This is a genomic window from Promicromonospora sp. MEB111, from assembly GCF_030209445.1.
Classification (GTDB): domain Bacteria; phylum Actinomycetota; class Actinomycetes; order Actinomycetales; family Cellulomonadaceae; genus Promicromonospora.
This window is the reverse complement of record NZ_JARVSD010000025.1, coordinates 13,520-28,629: the sequence shown is the minus strand read 5'-3', so window position 1 is coordinate 28,629 and position 15,110 is coordinate 13,520. Positions and strand designations below refer to the sequence as shown.

General features: G+C 71.8%; 16 protein-coding genes. 7 read left to right on the top strand and 9 right to left on the bottom strand.

Annotation, left to right across the window (positions count from 1 at the left end; all coding sequences use genetic code 11):
• From QRN56_RS25325 to QRN56_RS25315, 3 genes are all read left to right on the top strand, one after another.
• Positions 1 to 553, top strand: a 553-nt coding sequence (locus QRN56_RS25325) for a hypothetical protein (RefSeq protein WP_502928838.1), incomplete at its 5' end; no start/stop codon positions are given.
• A gap of 71 nt (positions 554 to 624) precedes the next feature.
• Entirely contained in the window at positions 625 to 879 is a 255-nt protein-coding gene (locus tag QRN56_RS25320) for a type II toxin-antitoxin system Phd/YefM family antitoxin (RefSeq protein WP_285107985.1), read from the top strand.
• On the top strand, positions 872 to 1,276 hold the full coding sequence (locus tag QRN56_RS25315; RefSeq protein ID WP_285107983.1) for a type II toxin-antitoxin system VapC family toxin: 405 nt from the start codon (positions 872 to 874) through the stop codon (positions 1,274 to 1,276). Before QRN56_RS25320 ends, QRN56_RS25315 begins: the two co-directional genes overlap by 8 nt.
• A gap of 71 nt (positions 1,277 to 1,347) precedes the next feature.
• Here the strand turns inward: QRN56_RS25315 and QRN56_RS25310 are convergent, their stop codons facing one another.
• Positions 1,348 to 2,223 carry an endonuclease I family protein gene (locus QRN56_RS25310; protein WP_285107981.1) on the bottom strand — a complete coding sequence of 292 codons (876 nt, stop codon included), beginning with the start codon at positions 2,221 to 2,223 and terminating at the stop codon, positions 1,348 to 1,350.
• A 221-nt stretch (positions 2,224 to 2,444) separates the two neighbouring features.
• Positions 2,445 to 3,215, bottom strand: a complete 771-nt coding sequence (locus QRN56_RS25305) for an SDR family NAD(P)-dependent oxidoreductase (protein ID WP_285107980.1) — start codon at positions 3,213 to 3,215, stop codon at positions 2,445 to 2,447.
• 66 nt (positions 3,216 to 3,281) lie between these two features.
• Here QRN56_RS25305 and QRN56_RS25300 point away from each other — a divergent pair, with 66 nt between their 5' ends.
• On the top strand, positions 3,282 to 3,875 hold the full coding sequence (locus tag QRN56_RS25300) for a TetR/AcrR family transcriptional regulator (protein ID WP_285107978.1): 594 nt from the start codon (positions 3,282 to 3,284) through the stop codon (positions 3,873 to 3,875).
• Here QRN56_RS25300 and QRN56_RS25295 read toward each other — a convergent pair.
• From QRN56_RS25295 to QRN56_RS25285, 3 genes are read right to left on the bottom strand one after another with little or no spacing between them, the layout of a single operon-like run.
• Positions 3,868 to 4,704, bottom strand: a complete 837-nt coding sequence (locus tag QRN56_RS25295; RefSeq protein WP_285107976.1) for a carbohydrate ABC transporter permease — start codon at positions 4,702 to 4,704, stop codon at positions 3,868 to 3,870. The genes QRN56_RS25300 and QRN56_RS25295 overlap by 8 nt on opposite strands.
• Positions 4,705 to 4,706: 2 nt before the next feature.
• Positions 4,707 to 5,654 carry a carbohydrate ABC transporter permease gene (locus tag QRN56_RS25290; protein ID WP_285107974.1) on the bottom strand — a complete coding sequence of 316 codons (948 nt, stop codon included), beginning with the start codon at positions 5,652 to 5,654 and terminating at the stop codon, positions 4,707 to 4,709.
• On the bottom strand, positions 5,651 to 7,000 hold the full coding sequence (locus QRN56_RS25285; protein ID WP_285107973.1) for an ABC transporter substrate-binding protein: 1,350 nt from the start codon (positions 6,998 to 7,000) through the stop codon (positions 5,651 to 5,653). Before QRN56_RS25285 ends, QRN56_RS25290 begins: the two co-directional genes overlap by 4 nt.
• Positions 7,001 to 7,237: 237 nt before the next feature.
• Between QRN56_RS25285 and QRN56_RS25280 the strand changes: the two genes are divergently transcribed.
• Complete coding sequence (locus QRN56_RS25280) at positions 7,238 to 8,167, top strand: sugar-binding transcriptional regulator (RefSeq protein WP_285107972.1); 930 nt, start codon at positions 7,238 to 7,240, stop codon at positions 8,165 to 8,167.
• A 50-nt stretch (positions 8,168 to 8,217) separates the two neighbouring features.
• Here the strand turns inward: QRN56_RS25280 and QRN56_RS25275 are convergent, their stop codons facing one another.
• Positions 8,218 to 9,714 carry a mannitol dehydrogenase family protein gene (locus QRN56_RS25275; protein WP_285107970.1) on the bottom strand — a complete coding sequence of 499 codons (1,497 nt, stop codon included), beginning with the start codon at positions 9,712 to 9,714 and terminating at the stop codon, positions 8,218 to 8,220.
• 87 nt (positions 9,715 to 9,801) lie between these two features.
• Entirely contained in the window at positions 9,802 to 10,656 is an 855-nt protein-coding gene (locus QRN56_RS25270) for an SDR family NAD(P)-dependent oxidoreductase (RefSeq protein WP_285107969.1), read from the bottom strand.
• 59 nt (positions 10,657 to 10,715) lie between these two features.
• Between QRN56_RS25270 and QRN56_RS25265 the strand changes: the two genes are divergently transcribed.
• Complete coding sequence (locus QRN56_RS25265; protein WP_285107967.1) at positions 10,716 to 11,399, top strand: TetR/AcrR family transcriptional regulator; 684 nt, start codon at positions 10,716 to 10,718, stop codon at positions 11,397 to 11,399.
• A gap of 13 nt (positions 11,400 to 11,412) precedes the next feature.
• Here the strand turns inward: QRN56_RS25265 and QRN56_RS25260 are convergent, their stop codons facing one another.
• Complete coding sequence (locus QRN56_RS25260; protein ID WP_285107965.1) at positions 11,413 to 12,363, bottom strand: helix-turn-helix transcriptional regulator; 951 nt, start codon at positions 12,361 to 12,363, stop codon at positions 11,413 to 11,415.
• An 89-nt stretch (positions 12,364 to 12,452) separates the two neighbouring features.
• Between QRN56_RS25260 and QRN56_RS25255 the strand changes: the two genes are divergently transcribed.
• Entirely contained in the window at positions 12,453 to 13,598 is a 1,146-nt protein-coding gene (locus tag QRN56_RS25255) for an epoxide hydrolase family protein (protein WP_285107964.1), read from the top strand.
• Positions 13,599 to 13,678: 80 nt separating this feature from the next.
• Here QRN56_RS25255 and aztD read toward each other — a convergent pair whose 3' ends face one another.
• The gene (gene aztD, locus QRN56_RS25250) at positions 13,679 to 14,956 is read right to left on the bottom strand and encodes a zinc metallochaperone AztD (protein ID WP_285107962.1); all 1,278 of its coding nucleotides are present in this window, start codon (positions 14,954 to 14,956) and stop codon (positions 13,679 to 13,681) included.
• Between the last annotated feature and the right edge of the window lie 154 nt (positions 14,957 to 15,110).

Here is a 15,110-nt window from a genome sequence, read left to right as displayed (position 1 = left end):
CGCGGACGTCGTCCCGCTCACGGGCCTCGCCCGCGCCGCCCGCCGGTCCCGGTTCCGGCGGCGGGCGCTGGGTGCCGTGGCCGCGAGCGCCCTCGTGGTCGCCGGGGCGGTGGGCGGCTCGGTGCTCACCGCGGGCGGCCTGTTCGGCACGCCGGACGGCGGGGTGCCCGACGCCGGGGGCACCGCCCCGCCGTCGGCCACCGCCGCCGCGGCCCGGACCATCGAGCTGCGGCCCGTGGCCGGTGCGGACATGCGCGCCGAGGTGGTGGCGACGCCCACCGCCTGGGGCACCCAATTCCGGTGGAGCTGCCACTACCCGCCGGATCCCGGGGAGCAGCCGCCCGAGGGCGTCTACGTGCCGCCGGAGCCGATCCGGTACGAGCTGGTGCTGGTCGGGCGGGACGGGGCGCGGACGGTCGCGGCGACGTGGTCGTGGTCGGGCGGCCAGACGACGGGCCTCGACGCGTCGACGGCGGTGTCGCTCACCGACATGGACCGCATCGAGATCACGCTGGACGGGCACGAGGAGGCGCTGGCGTCGGCCACGCTCTGACGCCCAGCCCCCCGCTGAGGCGGTGCCTTGGCCCGGAACCGGGTGTAGCACGCCATGCTACAGTCGTGGGTGTGACAGAGCAGATCAGCCAGCGAGAGCTGCGCAACGACAGCGGGCGCATCATGCGCGCCTTGGATGAGGGCCACACCTTCATCGTGAGCCGCAACGGGCACCCCGTCGGTGAGCTGCGCCCGCTGCGGCGCCAGCGTTTTGTCACCGCCCAGGCCGCGGTGGAGATGTTCCGTCACGCACCAAAGCTCGACTGGAGCTCCATCCGGGACGACATCGACGAGTACGTGGACCAGGACATCGAGCCTCGTGGCTGAGCGCCTGCCTCAGGGACTCCTCGATACCTCGGTGGTGATCGACCTGGAGAACATCCCGGCCGCCGATCTACCTGTCGAGATAGCAATCTGCGCCATCACGCTGGCGGAGCTCGCCGCGGCGCCCGCGGCCACGACCGACGCGACCGAGCGGGCTCGCCGCCAGGATCGGCTCCAGAGAACCGAAGCCGCGTTCGACCCCATCCCGTTCGACATCGAAGCCGCCCGCAGTTACGCCAGGGTCTACGCAGCAGTCGTCGCTCAGGGGCGCAAGCCCCGCCGCCGCCTCGCCGACCTGCTCATCGCCTCTGTCGCGCTCACCGAGGGCCTTCCGGTGATCACGCGCAACCCGGACGACTTCATCGGGCTCGAGAAGCTCGTCGACGTCGCAACCGTCTGAGACCTGGGCGAAGGCCGCGTCAGGCCCCGGTGACGCCGTCGCGGCACCAGGGCCTGACAACGCGGCCGGCCTCAGCCCCAGATGGCGTCCGCCCACTCCGGGTGGTCCACGAACGGGTTGCGGTTGTGCTGGAACTGCTCGTAGATCACGTCGTTCCGGTTGGCCTCGAACGAGGACACCGGGTCGGCGTCGTTCCACTCCAGCAGGGTGGAGAGCTTGCCGTGGTACGGGGCCGAGCCGTTGTTCACGGTGTCGTTGGGCTCCAGGTCGGCGAAGCTGTCCTCGCCCTCCCAGCGCACGGCCATGTAGAGGATCATGCGCGCGACGTCGCCCTTGACGTCGTCGCGGGGCTCGAACGAGTCCGAGTCGGTGTAGTTGCCGGGCGCGCCGCTCACCGCGCTGCCGCCCTCGTCGAAGTCCTTGTTGCCGCGGATGCTGTTGACCTGGACGTCCGCCGGGCGCAGGTGGTGCAGGTCGGTACCCGGCCCGGTGGACGTGCCGAAGTCGCCGTGCGACTTGGCCCAGACGTGCTCCCGGTTCCAGTCCCCGACGTCGCCGCCGTTGAGGCTCTTGGCCCGCGACTCACCGGTGTACAGGAGGATCACGTTGTTCGGGTTGGCCGGGTCCTCGTCGGTGGCCATCAGGCCGTCCCACACCTGGCTGTACGACACGGCGTCGGCGTCGCTGATGATGTCGTTCAGCTCGGCCTTGAGCGCCTCGCCCGTCAGGCCCTCGGCGCTGTCGTAGTAGCCGGCGGGGACGTCGGCGACGGCCTGCGCCCCGGCGTCCGACGTCGCGGCGTCCGACGTCGCGGCGTCCGCCGTCGTCGTACCGGCCGTCGCGACCGCGCCCGGCGCCACCAGCACCCCGGCCGCGACGGCGAGCGCCGACAGCCCGCTCCCCCAGACCCGGCCCAGACCCCGTGCCCGTACGAGACGTGTGCGCATCGTCGACCTCCGTGTGCGACGGCCCGCGACCCCCTGCGGGCCACGGTGCCTCGCTCACCCTGACACGGCGCGACCCTGACCTGAGGTGACATCAGTAAACTTTGGGTGAAATCTACCGAAAAGCCACCCTTTCGTCCGATCTTGGACCAGGCACTTGCCGCCAGAACCCGTCAGATCCTGGCAGCAGGTGCCTGGTCGTCGCGCACGGTCGTCGGGTCCGGTCAGCCGGCGACGACCGCCACGTTGGCGCGGCCGCCGTCGACGTCGAGTGTCGCGCCGTGGACGAAGGCCGCGTCGTCCGAGGCGAGGTAGACCACCGCCGCGCCGATCGCGTCCGGATGGCCCGGGCCGCCCGCGGGCGTGCCGGAGGTCATCGCGCCCGCGAAGTCGGCGGCGGGGTCGAGCTCCGGCGGCCGGATGACGCCCGGCGAGACGGCGTTGACGCGCACGCCCTGCGGGCCGAACTCGGCGGCCCACGAGCGGGTCAGCGACTCCAGCGCGCTCTTGGTCGAGGCGTACAGGCCGCCGAGCGGCGTGGCGAGCCGGGCCACCCAGGAGCCGAGGTTGATGATCACGCCGCCGCCGTCGGCCACCATGCGCGGCGCCACCACCTGGGTGAGGAAGTAGGGCGCCTTGACGTTCACGGCGTAGTAGCGGTCGAAGGTCGCGGAGTCGGTGCCGGCCAGGTGCACGGTGGGCGCGTAGATGCCCGCGTTGTTCACCAGGATGTCGAGCCGCCCGCCGAGCACCTCGGTGGCCGCGCCGGCCAGGCCGTGGCTCGCCTCCGGGCTGCCGTCGAGGTCGGCCGCGACGAAGTCGGCCGTGCCGCCCCGCTCACGGATCCCGGCCACGACCTCCTCACCCCGCTCCACGCTGCGCCCGGAGACGACGACGTGCGCGCCCTGCGCGGCGAGCGCCTCGGCGATCGCCCGTCCGATGTTGCTGGTGGACCCGGTCACGAGGGCGGTCCGGCCCTTCAGTCGCTGTGCCATGCCCTCGACGCTAGGAACCCATTTTTGGACTGGCAAGTCCAGAAGATCGGCCGTACCGTCGGGGCCGTGAAGCTCACCCCGAAGGGCCAGGCGACCCGGCAGCGCATCCTCGACGGAGCCGCGGAGTACCTGCGCGGCACCGAGCCGGGCGCCGTCACGCTGGACGACGTGCTGGCGATCACGCGAACCAGCAAGGGGCAGATGTTCCACTACTTCCCCGGCGGCAAGGAGGAGCTGCTGCTCGCCGTGGCCCGCGAGGAGGCCGACCGGGTGCTGATCGACCAGGAGCCGCACCTGAGCAGCCTCGACACCTGGGAGTCGTGGACGGCGTGGCGGGACTCCGTCGTCGCGCGGTACCGCGCGCAGGGCCGCAGCTGCCCGCTCGCCGCGCTCATGGACCAGGTGTCCAGCACACCGGGCGCGGCCGAGGTGGTCTCGGAGCTGCTCCGGCAGTGGCGTACGCGGATCGAGGCCGGCGTGGTCGCCATGCAGGACGCCGGCCGGATCACCGCCGACCTGGACGCCGCCCAGGTGGCCTCGGCCTTCGTGGCCGGCATCCAGGGCGGCGTCCAGGTGCTGCGCGCGACAGGCAGCACGGACCAGCTCGAGGCGGTGCTGGACCTGCTGATCGACTACCTGCGCAAGGCGACCACTACTTGATCGCACCCATCGACAGCCCGCGCACGAGCTGCTTCTGCGCCACCCAGCCCGCGATGATCACGGGCAGCGACGCCAGCAGCGCCGCCGCGCACAGCCGGGCCAGGAACAGGCCCTCGCTCGTCATGGTCGACACGATGAGCACCGGCACCGTCGCCGCCCGCGAGGCGGTGAGGTTCAGGGCGAAGAAGAACTCGTTCCAGGAGAAGATCACGCAGATCAGCGCCGTGGCGGCGATGCCGGGGGCCACCATCGGGATGAGCACGGACCGCAGGGTCCGCATCAGCCCGGCGCCGTCGACGGACGCCGCCTCCAGCACCTCCCCCGGCACCTCCAGGAAGAACGACCGCATCATCCACACCGCGATCGGCAGGTTCATCGCCGTGTACAGGACCACCAGGGTCCAGATGTTGTCGAGCACCTTGAGCTGCCCGGCCACCACGTAGATCGGCACGATCACGGCCACGACCGGCAGCATCTTGGTGGAGATGAAGAAGAACAGCACGTCGCTGACCTTCTCCACCGGCCGGATCGACAGCGCGTACGCCGCCGGGATGCCGAGCAGCAGCACCAGCACCGTCGAGACGCCGGTCGCGATGGCCGAGTTGGCCACGTAGACCCCGGACCCGCCCTCGATCACGGCCCGGAACTGGTCGAGCGTGGGCGTGAAGAACCAGGTGGGCGGGTCGGACGCCGCCTGGTTCTCCTGCTTGAACGCCGTGGCCGCCATCCAGGCGACCGGGAAGAAGAAGGCGAGCGCCAGCAACCAGGTCAGCGTGGTCAGCACGCCACCGGTGGTTCGACGGCGGTACGCGCGCGTCACGTCGGACATGCTCACTCCTTGACCTCGAAGCTGCGGAAGATGAGGCGCAGCGCGGCGGAGGCCACGATGATCGTGGCGATCACGACGACGACGCCCATGGCGGCGGCCTGCCCGATGTCGAACCCGAGGAACGCGCGCTGGTAGATGTAGAACGGCAGGTTGGCGCTGGCGGTACCGGGGCCGCCCGCCGTCATGAGGTAGATCTGGTCGAACGTGTTGACCACGTAGATGACGCCGAGCAGCACGCCCAGCTCGATGTACCGCCGCAGGTGCGGCAGCGTGATCGAGCGGAAGGTGCGCCACGGGCCGGCGCCGTCCACGGACGCCGCCTCCAGCACGTCCTTCGCCTGGGCCTGGAGCCCGGCGAGCACGAGCAGCATCATGAACGGCGTCCACTGCCAGACCAGCGCCATGAGGATCGCGATGATCGGGTAGGTCGAGGTCCAGTCGACGGCCTCGATGCCGAACAGCCCGAGCGTCCAGTTCAGCAGGCCGTACGTGGGGTTGAGCAGCGCGACGGACCACAGCACCGACGTCGCCACCGGCATCACCAGGAACGGGGTGATGAGCATGGTGCGGGCCACGCCGCGGCCGAAGAACGGGCGGTCCAGCAGCAGCGCCAGCACGATCCCGAGCACCATCGCCACCAGCACGCAGCCGAGGGTGATGACCACCGAGTTCAGCGCGGTCTGGCGGAACGTCGAGTCCTGGGCGATGTCCACGTAGTTCGACAGGCCCACGAAAAGGTCCTCGCCCGGCCGCAGCAGGTTCTGCGAGCGCAGGGAGTACCAGATCGTCACCAGGAACGGGAGCTGCGTGACGATGACGGTGAAGATCAGCGCGGGCAGGAGCGGGCCGCGGCGGCGCCACCCTTCGGCCTTGCTGATCGAACGCTCGGACGCCGACGCCCGGGCTGCCCGGCGCGAGCTCTCCAGCCGGTCGATGGTCGAGGTGCTCATTTCCCCTCCTGGGCCCGGTAGGTCTCCGCCACGGTCTCGGCGTAGCGCTGCGACTGTGCGATGGCCTCGTCCACGGTCACCTGGCCGGCGATCGCCGCGGACATCTGCTGGCCCACGCGGGTGCCGAGGTCCTGGAACTCGGGGATGCCGACGAACTGGATGCCCGGGTAGGGCACCGGGTGGGTCATCGCGGCCTCCTGGGTGGCCCCGCCCATCGACTCCAGGGTGGCGTCGGCGTAGGCCTCGGAGACCTCGGCGTACTCGGGGATCTCGTAGGTGGACAGGCGGCTGCCCGGGGGCACCCGCTCCCAGCCGATCGTGTCGCCGACCAGCCGGATGTACTCCTTGTTCGTCATCCAGGACACGAAGTCCCAGGCGGCGTCCTTGTGCTCGCTGGTCGACGGGATGGCGAGCGACCAGCTGTAGAGCCAGCCGGCCGACTCGGTGTCCGCGACCGGCGCGGGCGCGTAGCCGACCTTGCCCGCCACCGTGGAGGACGACGGGTCCTCGACGGACGAGACCATCGACGTGGCGTCGTACCACATGGCCGACTGGCCCTGGGCGAACCGGGTGAGGCAGTCGCCGAAGCCGGAGGTCGCCGCTCCAGGCTGCCCGGAGGACCGCACGGTGTCGACGTAGGTCTCGATGGCCTCGCGGCTCTCGGGCGAGTCGAGGGTCGCGTTCCAGTCCTCGTCGAACCAGCCGCCGCCGAACGTGTTGATCGCGGTGCTCATCGGCGCCATGACCTCGCCCCAGCCGGCCAGGCCGCGCAGGCAGATGCCCGAGAAGTCCTCGGCCGGGTCGTTCAGCTCGGCAGCGAGGTCGCGCACCTCGTCCCACGTCGGGTGCGCGGGCATCTCCAGCCCCGCCTCCTCGAACAGGTCGGCGCGGTAGGCCAGGAACGACGACTCGCCGTAGAACGGCACCGAGTACATGTCGCCGTCGCGCGAGAGCGCCTCGCGGACGCTGGGGACGAAGTCCTCGGTGTCGTACCCCTCGGTGGCGTCGATGTACGGTTGGAGGTTCTCGATCCAGCCGTTCTCGGCCCACATGGGCGTCTCGTAGTTGGAGATCATGACGACGTCGAACTCGCCGCCGCCGGTCGCGACCGAGGCCGTGATCTTGGCGCGGGCCTCGTTCTCGGGCAGCGACACGAACCGCACGTCCACGCCCGGGTGGGCGGCGCGGAACTCGTCCTGCAGCGAGATCGCGTCCTGCATCTGCGGGTTGGAGACGATCGCGACCACGATCTGCTCGCCGTCGTCGCCGCCCACGGCGCCGGCCCCGGCGCAGCCGGACAGGGCCAGCGCGGCGGCGGCCGTCGCGGCCGTCGCCGGCGCCCTCACCGAAGAACGCCGTGCCGAGCTACGCCGTGCTGACCTGCCCCGCGCCGAAACACTCCTTGGAGGTCGGAACATCCTCGTCCTCTCCTCGGCGCGGCCTCTCCGCCACGCTCATCTGAGAATATGAAACCGCTCATCTGCATCCGCAGAGTAGTTGGGTATGCTCAGGTGAGCAAGGCCCCCCGCTCAGAAGTCGCTCTCGAATGGTTCCCGCTGCCGCCTGCGGGAGTGAGGACGCAGGTGCCCCAGAACGACACGAACCTCATGGTCGAGGTGAGTACGGACTACTACCTCGACGGCAAGTCCAAGGTCGACATCGCGCGCGACCGCGGCATCTCCCGCTTCCAGGTGGCGCGCCTGCTCGCGCAGGCCCGGGAACAGGGCGTGGTGCGCATCGAGATCACCGCGCCCCGCGCCGACGGCGAGCGCGGGGCGCGTCTCGCCGCCCGGCTCGGCGCGCGCGAGATCCTCGTCGCGCCCAGCGGTCCGGACCCCGTCGCCACCCGGGAGAACGTCGCGGTCGAGCTCGCCCGCGCCGTCCGGGAGCACATCGCCGAGGGTATGACCGTGGGCGTGTCGTGGTCGCGCACGGTCGAGGCCGCGGTGCGGCACATCGGGCAGCTCCCCCACTGCGACGTCGTCCAGCTCGTCGGGGCCCTGCCGGTCGAGGGCAGCGGCAACTCGCTGGCCCTCATCAGCACGTTCGCGCAGATGCCGGGCGTGCGCACCTGGCCCGTCTGGTCGCCGCTGCTCGTGGCCGACGCCGCGACGGCCGCGGGCCTGCGCCGGCAGCCCGAGATCGCCGACGCGCTGGCGCGAGCCGACCACCTGGACGTCGCCGTCGTCGCGATCGGCCACTGGTCGGAGCGCAGCTCCACCGTGTTCCCGCAGATCAGCACCGAGGAGCAGCGGGCCGCCACGGCGGCCGGCGCGATCGCCGAGTGCTCGGGCCGCCTGTTCGACGCCGCGGGCCGGCCCGTGCGGACCAGCCTCGACGAGCGTGTGGTGGGCGTGACCCTCGAACAGCTCGCCGCCACGCCCCGGGTCATCGCCATCGGCTACGGGTCCGCCGTCGCGCCCGGCCTGCTGGCCGCGGTGAACGGCGGCGTCGCCGACACCCTGGTGGTGGACGACGCCGCCGCGACCGCGCTGGAGACCCTCCTCCCCTGACGTGTCAGACGTACAGATCCCTCGGGTGATCTGTGCGTCTGACACGTCGGTCAGGAGCGGGCGACGAGCTCCTCGACCGTGGCGCGGGCGCCCTTCTGGTGCAGGGAGCCCAGCGCCGCGAGGTACGCGGCGGTGAAGCGCTCGTCGTCGACGAGGTCGCCGAACACCTCGCGGTCACGCAGGAACGCGAGCGGGTCCTCCGCCTGCGCCAGGGCGGCACGGTGCAGCCGGTCGGCGAGGCGGTCGACGATCTCGATGGGCTCGCCCGCCTCGTCCACGCCCTCGTCGTACCGGGCCCAGGAGGCCACGACCAGCGCCGCGTGCTCGATCGGCCCGCCGTGCTCCAGGTGGTACCGGACCACGGGCAGCAGCCACTTGGGGATGCGGTCCGACGACTCGGCGCACAGCCGCGCGAGGGTGTCGGCCACGTGCGGGTTCGCGAACCGCTCGATCAGCGTCTGCTTGTAGGCGTCCAGGTCGATGCCCGGCACCGGCGCCAGTGTGGGCGTGCCCTCGCGGTCCATGTAGCCGAGCAGGAACCGGGCGAACACGTCCTGGCCGGCCACCTCGTGCGCGTACCGGTGCCCGGCGAGGTAGCCGACGTAGCAGAGGGCCTGGTGGCCGGCGTTGAGCAGGCGCAGCTTCATCAGCTCGTACGGTTCGACGTCGGCCACCACCTGCACGCCGGCGTCCTCGAACGGCGGCCGGCCGGTCGGGAAGGCGTCCTCCAGCACCCACTGCTCGAACGGCTCGGCCACCACGGGCCAGGCGTCGTCGACGCCGAACCGCTCGGCCACCATGGCGCGGTCGGTGTCCGTGGTCACCGGGGTGATGCGGTCGACCATGGAGCTCGGAAAGGCGACCTCCGCCTCGATCCAGGCCGCCAGGTCGGCGTCCTTGGCGCGGGCGAACGTGGTGAACGCGCGGCGCGCCACCTCGCCGTTGCCCTGGATGTTGTCGCAGCTCATCACGGTGAACGGTGGCACGCCCCGGTCGCGGCGGCGGCGCAGGGCCTCGGTGACCAGGCCGAACGTCGTCGCCGGGACGGCGCCGTCGGCCAGGTCGGCGGCGACCGCCGGGTCGGCCAGGTCGAACTCGCCGGTCACGTGGTGGATGTTGTACCCACCCTCGGTGACGGTCAGCGAGACGATGCGGACCTCGGGCGAGGCCATCTTCTCCAGCACCGCCTCCGGGTCGTCGGGGGCCAGCAGGTACTCCTTGATCGACCCGATCACGCGCGCCTCCAGGCGCCCGTCCGGGTGCTTGAGCACCAGCGTGTAGAGGCCGTCCTGCGCGGCCAGCGCGTCGCGCATCCGGGCATCGCCCGGCAGCACTCCGACGCCGCAGACCGCCCAGTCCAGCGCCTTGCCCTCGGCCATCAGCCGGTCGAGGTACATCGCCTGGTGCGCGCGATGGAAGCCGCCCACCCCGAGATGGACGATCCCGGTCGTGAGCCGGGACCGGTCATAGGTGGGCACCGTCAGCTCCGCGCCCTGCGGCGCGGACACCACCAGGCTGCCCACGGTCTCCTCGTCGAGTGCCGTCATCGTGCTCCTCCGCCGCCCTTCGACTCCGTTGAACAGCCGCCAGGCTAACAGATGAGCACGATGACAATCACAGATGAGCGTGCAGGGTCAGGGAAGGGCGACCGGGAACGGCTCCGCGAAGTCGGCGGACCGGCTCACCGCGCTCCACCGCTGGTCCGACTCCAGGAGCCGGCGGTCCTGCGCCGCGGACATCTCGGTGGCGTTCACACCGAGCGGCAGGTTGTCGGGCAGGTCGTCGCGCGAGGCCAGCGCGACGAGGATCTGGGCGGCCCGGGCCGGGTCGCCCGCCGCACCCGCGCCGGCCTGGCGCATGCGGGCGTTCATGGCGCCCACGGTGGACTCGTACCCGGCGGGGGCGTCGTGCACGGTCATGGACGCACCGGCCCAGTCGGTGCGGAACCCGCTCGGCTCGACGACGAGCACCTTGACGCCGAACGGCGCCGTCTCGGCGCGGAGCACCCGGCTGAAGCCGTCGATGGCGAACTTCGCCGCCTGGTAGGACGCGATGCCCGGCGAGCCGCCGACCCGGCCGCCCACCGACGAGAACTGGATCACGAGGCCACCGCCCTGCTGCCGCAGCAGGGGGATCGCCGCCTTGGACACGTTGTAGACGCCCCAGAAGTTGGTCTCGAACTGGGTGCGGACGTCGGCGTCGTCCGCCGTCTCGATCGGGGCCACGTTGGCGTAGCCCGCGTTGTTGACGATGACGTCGACGCGCCCGAACCGTGCGGCGGCCTCGGCCAGCGCGGTGCGGGCGCCGTCCTGGTCGGTCACGTCGAGGCGGAGCGGGAGGATCCGCTCGCCGTACTCCGCGACGAGGTCGTCGAGCTGTTCGGGGCGGCGCGCGGTGGCGGCGACCTGGTCGCCGGCGGCGAGCGCGGCCAGGACGAGGGAACGGCCGAAGCCGCGGGACGAACCGGTGATGAACCATGTCTTCTGCATGTCGTTAATAAAACACCGTTGCTCTAACTTACGCAACCCCGTTGCGCTAAGATGTGACCATGACGACTCCCGACTTCCAGCGCGCCCGCTCCCCCGAGGCCAAGCTGCTGCGCGAGGCCGCCATCCTGGACGCCGCCCGCCGGCTGGGCTCCGAGCGCGGCATCCGGGAGGTGACGCTCACCGACATCGCCTCCGCCGTGGACATGCACAAGTCCGCGATGCTGCGGTACTTCGAGACGCGCGAGGAGATCTTCCTGCGGCTCACCGCCGAGGGCTGGCAGGACTGGGCGCCGGCCCTCGCCGCCCGGGTGCGCGCCGTCGCGCGGCCCGACGCCGATGCCGTCGACATCGCCGACGCCGTCGCCGACGCGTTCGCCTCGACCCTGGCGGAGCGCGGGACGTTCTGCGACCTGCTCGCGCAGACGCCGCTGAACCTCGAACGGAACGTGTCGGTCGAGAAGGTGCGGGAGTTCAAGCTGACCACGCGCGACGGCCTGGGCCAGATCGTCCCGGCGGTCCGCGCCGCGCTGCCGGTCCTCACCGAGCAGGACGGCGTCGACCTGGTCGCGGCGGCCACCTCGATGGCGGGCACCTTCCACCAGATCGCCACGCCGGGCCCGGAGGTCGCCGCGCTCTACCGCTCCGACCCGCGGCTCTCGCACGCCCTGGTGGAGGTCGAGCCGCGCCTGGCCCGGATCCTCGGGGCGATGCTGCGGGGGATGCTCGGGCAGGCCGGGCGGTAGGGCCAGGGGCGGGTCAGCCCCGCACCGCCCGGTCGTACCGCCGGGACAGCACCTCCAGGTGGTCCACGAGGCCCTGCGGTCCGGTCACCGTGAAGTCGAGGCCGAGCATGCCGATCCACACGGCCACCGTCTCGATGCTGTCCCCGCCGGTGACCAGCAGGCAGGACGTGTCGTCCCGCGGCTCCACGGTGCCGACGGCCGGGTTGATGCGGTCGAGCACCTCGTGCGCCGGGGCGTGCACGACGATCCGGGTGTGCACCGCCCAGCCCGTCCGGGCCACCTCGCGCACCACGAACTCGGTCAGGTCGAACGGCGGCTCCACGGGCGTGAAGCGGCGTCCGCCGGGCCTGCGCAGCTCCAGCCAGTCCACCCGGAAGGGCTCCCAGCGCCCCGAGCCGACATCCCGCCCCACGAGGTACCAGCGGCGCTGCCACGCCACGAGCCGGACCGGCTCCACCTCCCGCGGCTCCTCGCGGAACCAGAACCGCAGCCCCTGGTGGTCTCGGATCGCCGCGGCCAGCTCGGTGAGCAGCGCCGGGTCGACGACGGGGTCCTCGACGTTGCTGTCGGTGTTCACCGGCCCGGCGTCCGTCGCGTCGCGCAGCGCGGCGACCTGACTCCGCAGCCGGTCCGGCAGCACCTGCTCCAGCTTGCCCAGCGCGCGGGCGCTGGACTCCTCGATGCCCGCCACGGTGTTGGCGGCCCGCAGCCCGACCGCGATGGCGACCGCCTCCTCGTCGTCGAGCACGAGCGGGGGCAGCTTGCCGCCCACGCCGAGGCGGTACCGCCCGCCCGGCCCGCGGACGGAGTCGACCGGGTACCCGAGGTCCCGCAGGCGCGCGACGTCGTTGCGCACCGTGCGGTCGGTGACGTCGAGCCGCGCCGCGAGCTCGGGCCCGGTCCACTCCGCACGCGACTGGAGCAGGCCCAGGAGGGCGAGCAGCCGCCCCGCCGTCGTCGTCATCTGGCTCCTCACCGGCATCTGAAAAAAGATCGGGAAACCGTCAGAATAGAGGAAAGAACTGTTCCTGAACCCCTCGTAGTGTCGGAGACATGAACACCAACGACACCAGCATCCGCCCCTTCCGCATCGACATCCCCCAGGCCGACCTCGACGACCTGAACGACCGCCTCGCCCGCACCCGCTTCGCCCCGGCCGCGCCGGGCGACTCCTGGGACTACGGCACGCCGGAGTCCTACCTGCGCGAGTCGGTCGAGCAGTGGCGCACCTCCTTCGACTGGCGCGCGGTCGAGGAGCGCGTCAACGCGTTCCCGCAGTTCCTGACCGAGATCGACGGCCAGACCGTCCACTTCCTGCACGTCCGCTCGGCCGAGCCGGGTGCGCGGGCGCTGCTCCTGACCCACACCTACCCGGGCTCGGTGCTCGACTTCCTCGACATGATCGGCCCGCTCACCGACCCCGTCGCGCACGGCGGCCGCGCCGAGGACGCCTTCGACGTCGTCGTCCCGTCGATCCCCGGCTTCGGCTTCAGCACCCCGCTGAGCGAGCCGGCCGACGGGGGGACCTGGACCATGGCCCGCGTCGCCCGCACCTGGGACACCCTGATGCGCCGGCTCGGCTACGAGTCCTACGGCACCCACGGCAGCGACGCCGGCGCCATGATCGGCCGCGAGCTGGCGGTGCTCGACCCCGAGGGCTTCCAGGGCGCGCACCTGCTCCAGCTCTTCTCGTTCCCGTCGGGCGCCGACGGCGAGATGGACGGGTTCGGCCCCAAGGAGTTCGCGGCCCTGGAGCACCTGCAGTGGTTCCAGAGCGTGGGCGCGTACAACACGATGAACGGCTCCCGCCCGCAGACCGTCTCCGCGGCGCTCAGCGACTCGCCGGTCGGGCAGCTCGCCTACAACGAGCTGTTCGAGAGCTTCGGCAACGGCACCAGCCTGGTCTCCCGCGAGCAGGTCCTGGCGCAGGTCAGCCTGTACTGGCTCACCAACACGTCGGCCACCTCGACGCGCTACCACTACACGGAGGCTCGGTCCGGCGCGGAGCCGGTGGTGAGCCAAGGCCGGATCGGCGTGGCCGTCTTCGCCGACGACTTCAAGACCATCCGGGCCTTCGCCGAGCGCGACAACGCCCGCATCGAGCACTGGGCCGAGTACCCGACGGGCGGCCACTACGCGGCGATGGAGGTCCCGGACCAGGTCGTCGCGGACATCCGCACCTTCTTCGCCCAGCCCTGACCCCGACCACCCCGTTGAGTGCTGGATTTTCGCCCTTCCCGAGGCTCGGGAAGGGCGAAAATCCAGCACTCAGCGCGTTGTCAGTGGGCGTGGGCCTCCCCGCCCGTGACGCCGTTCAGCTCGTTCGGGGTGACGCCGAGGTCGGCGGACCTCCAGACCTCGCCCGTCTCGACGTCGACCGCGTGGATCGAGTTCGTGGCCGGGTCGGTCACGTACACCGAGCCGTCCAGCGCGAGGATCGCGGGCCGCGGCTCCTGCCACTCGGCCGGCTCCTCCCACTCGTCGATCACCGGGATCGACGTCGTCAGCTCGCCCGACTCCGGGTCGATCACGTGCACCTGGCCGTCCGTGCCGAGCACGAGGGCCTCGCCCTCGTCGCCCCGCGCGAGCGACCGGAAGGTGTACGACGACGGCAGGTCGACCAGCTGGAGGTCGCCGGTCCGCGTGTCGATCAGCGAGACCTGCGTGGGCCGCTCCAGCTCGGCGTCCTTGTCGGTCTTGTAGTCGCCCAGCACGACCGGCGACTCCTCGGTCCCGGCCTGGTTGCCGATGCGGCCGTACGCGTCCGGGGACTCGACCTTGGTGATCTCGCCGTCCGCGTAGACCACCGCGCCGTCCTCGCAGCCGATGACGACGGCCTCGTCGGCGGCCACGGCCTCCCCGTGCACCCCGGGGCACTCGTCGGACGCCGCGATCTCCTTGTCGTCGCCGTCGAGCACCCGGATGCCGGTGCGTGCCTCCTCGGTGCCCTCGGAGACCACCAGGGTGTCGTCGGTCAGCTCGACGGCCACGCCGTGGTGGGCGGACGGCGTCGTGTACTCGCGAGCCGCCGCGTCGGCGTCGGCCACGTGCGCCGAGTCCAGCACGCGCACCAGGCCGGTGCCGTCGTCGAACAGGGCGGTGCGGCCCTCGTGGACCACCACGTGGCCGGGCTCGGTCGCCTCGTAGGCGACGTCGGTGAGCGTCGGCTCGGCCGTCCAGAAGTGGGAGTGGTCGCCGTGGGCCTCGGCCCAGGAGCCCAGGTCGAGAGCCTGGAAGCCGCCGGTCGTGGAGACCATCAGGTGCCGTTCGTCGCCCGCCGCGTTGAGGCGGGTGAAGCCCTCCAGCTCGATCTCGCCCACGGGTTCGAGGCTCATCGCGTCCAGCACCAGGACGCCGCCGTCGTACGTGACCGCGACGCGGGGCGTGCGCGCCTGGGCCTCGGTGGCGTCGGGCGACTCGTGCTCCTCGTGCTCGCCGGCGCCGGCCGGCTCCGAGGCCGAGCCCGACGCCGCGCCCTCCGCGGCGCAGGCGCTGAGCAGGACGAGGGACAGTGCCGCGCCAAGGCCTGCGGCCGCGCGGGTGGGGTGATTTCTCATCATCGGTCGGGCGGCCTGGGCCGCCCGCTCCTTCCATCTAGAATGACAATCATTCTCGTTACCGAGGAGGAGTCAACCAGAAGTGAGAACGATTCTCAAACAACATTCCGTGCTCGGACCAGCGACGACCCTGCCCGGAACACAGGAACCGGGC

What these genes read in the sequence shown, in the direction of transcription:
- aztD (WP_285107962.1), bottom strand. Translation starts at nt 14,956, where the DNA reads ATGAGAAATCACCCCACCCGCGCGGCCGCAGGCCTTGGCGCGGCACTG.
- QRN56_RS25295 (WP_285107976.1), bottom strand. Translation starts at nt 4,704, where the DNA reads ATGTCCGACGTGACGCGCGCGTACCGCCGTCGAACCACCGGTGGCGTG.
- QRN56_RS25310 (WP_285107981.1), bottom strand. Translation starts at nt 2,223, where the DNA reads ATGCGCACACGTCTCGTACGGGCACGGGGTCTGGGCCGGGTCTGGGGG.
- QRN56_RS25255 (WP_285107964.1), top strand. Translation starts at nt 12,453, where the DNA reads ATGAACACCAACGACACCAGCATCCGCCCCTTCCGCATCGACATCCCC.
- QRN56_RS25265 (WP_285107967.1), top strand. Translation starts at nt 10,716, where the DNA reads ATGACGACTCCCGACTTCCAGCGCGCCCGCTCCCCCGAGGCCAAGCTG.
- QRN56_RS25290 (WP_285107974.1), bottom strand. Translation starts at nt 5,654, where the DNA reads ATGAGCACCTCGACCATCGACCGGCTGGAGAGCTCGCGCCGGGCAGCC.
- QRN56_RS25270 (WP_285107969.1), bottom strand. Translation starts at nt 10,656, where the DNA reads ATGCAGAAGACATGGTTCATCACCGGTTCGTCCCGCGGCTTCGGCCGT.
- QRN56_RS25305 (WP_285107980.1), bottom strand. Translation starts at nt 3,215, where the DNA reads ATGGCACAGCGACTGAAGGGCCGGACCGCCCTCGTGACCGGGTCCACC.
- QRN56_RS25260 (WP_285107965.1), bottom strand. Translation starts at nt 12,363, where the DNA reads ATGACGACGACGGCGGGGCGGCTGCTCGCCCTCCTGGGCCTGCTCCAG.
- QRN56_RS25275 (WP_285107970.1), bottom strand. Translation starts at nt 9,714, where the DNA reads ATGACGGCACTCGACGAGGAGACCGTGGGCAGCCTGGTGGTGTCCGCG.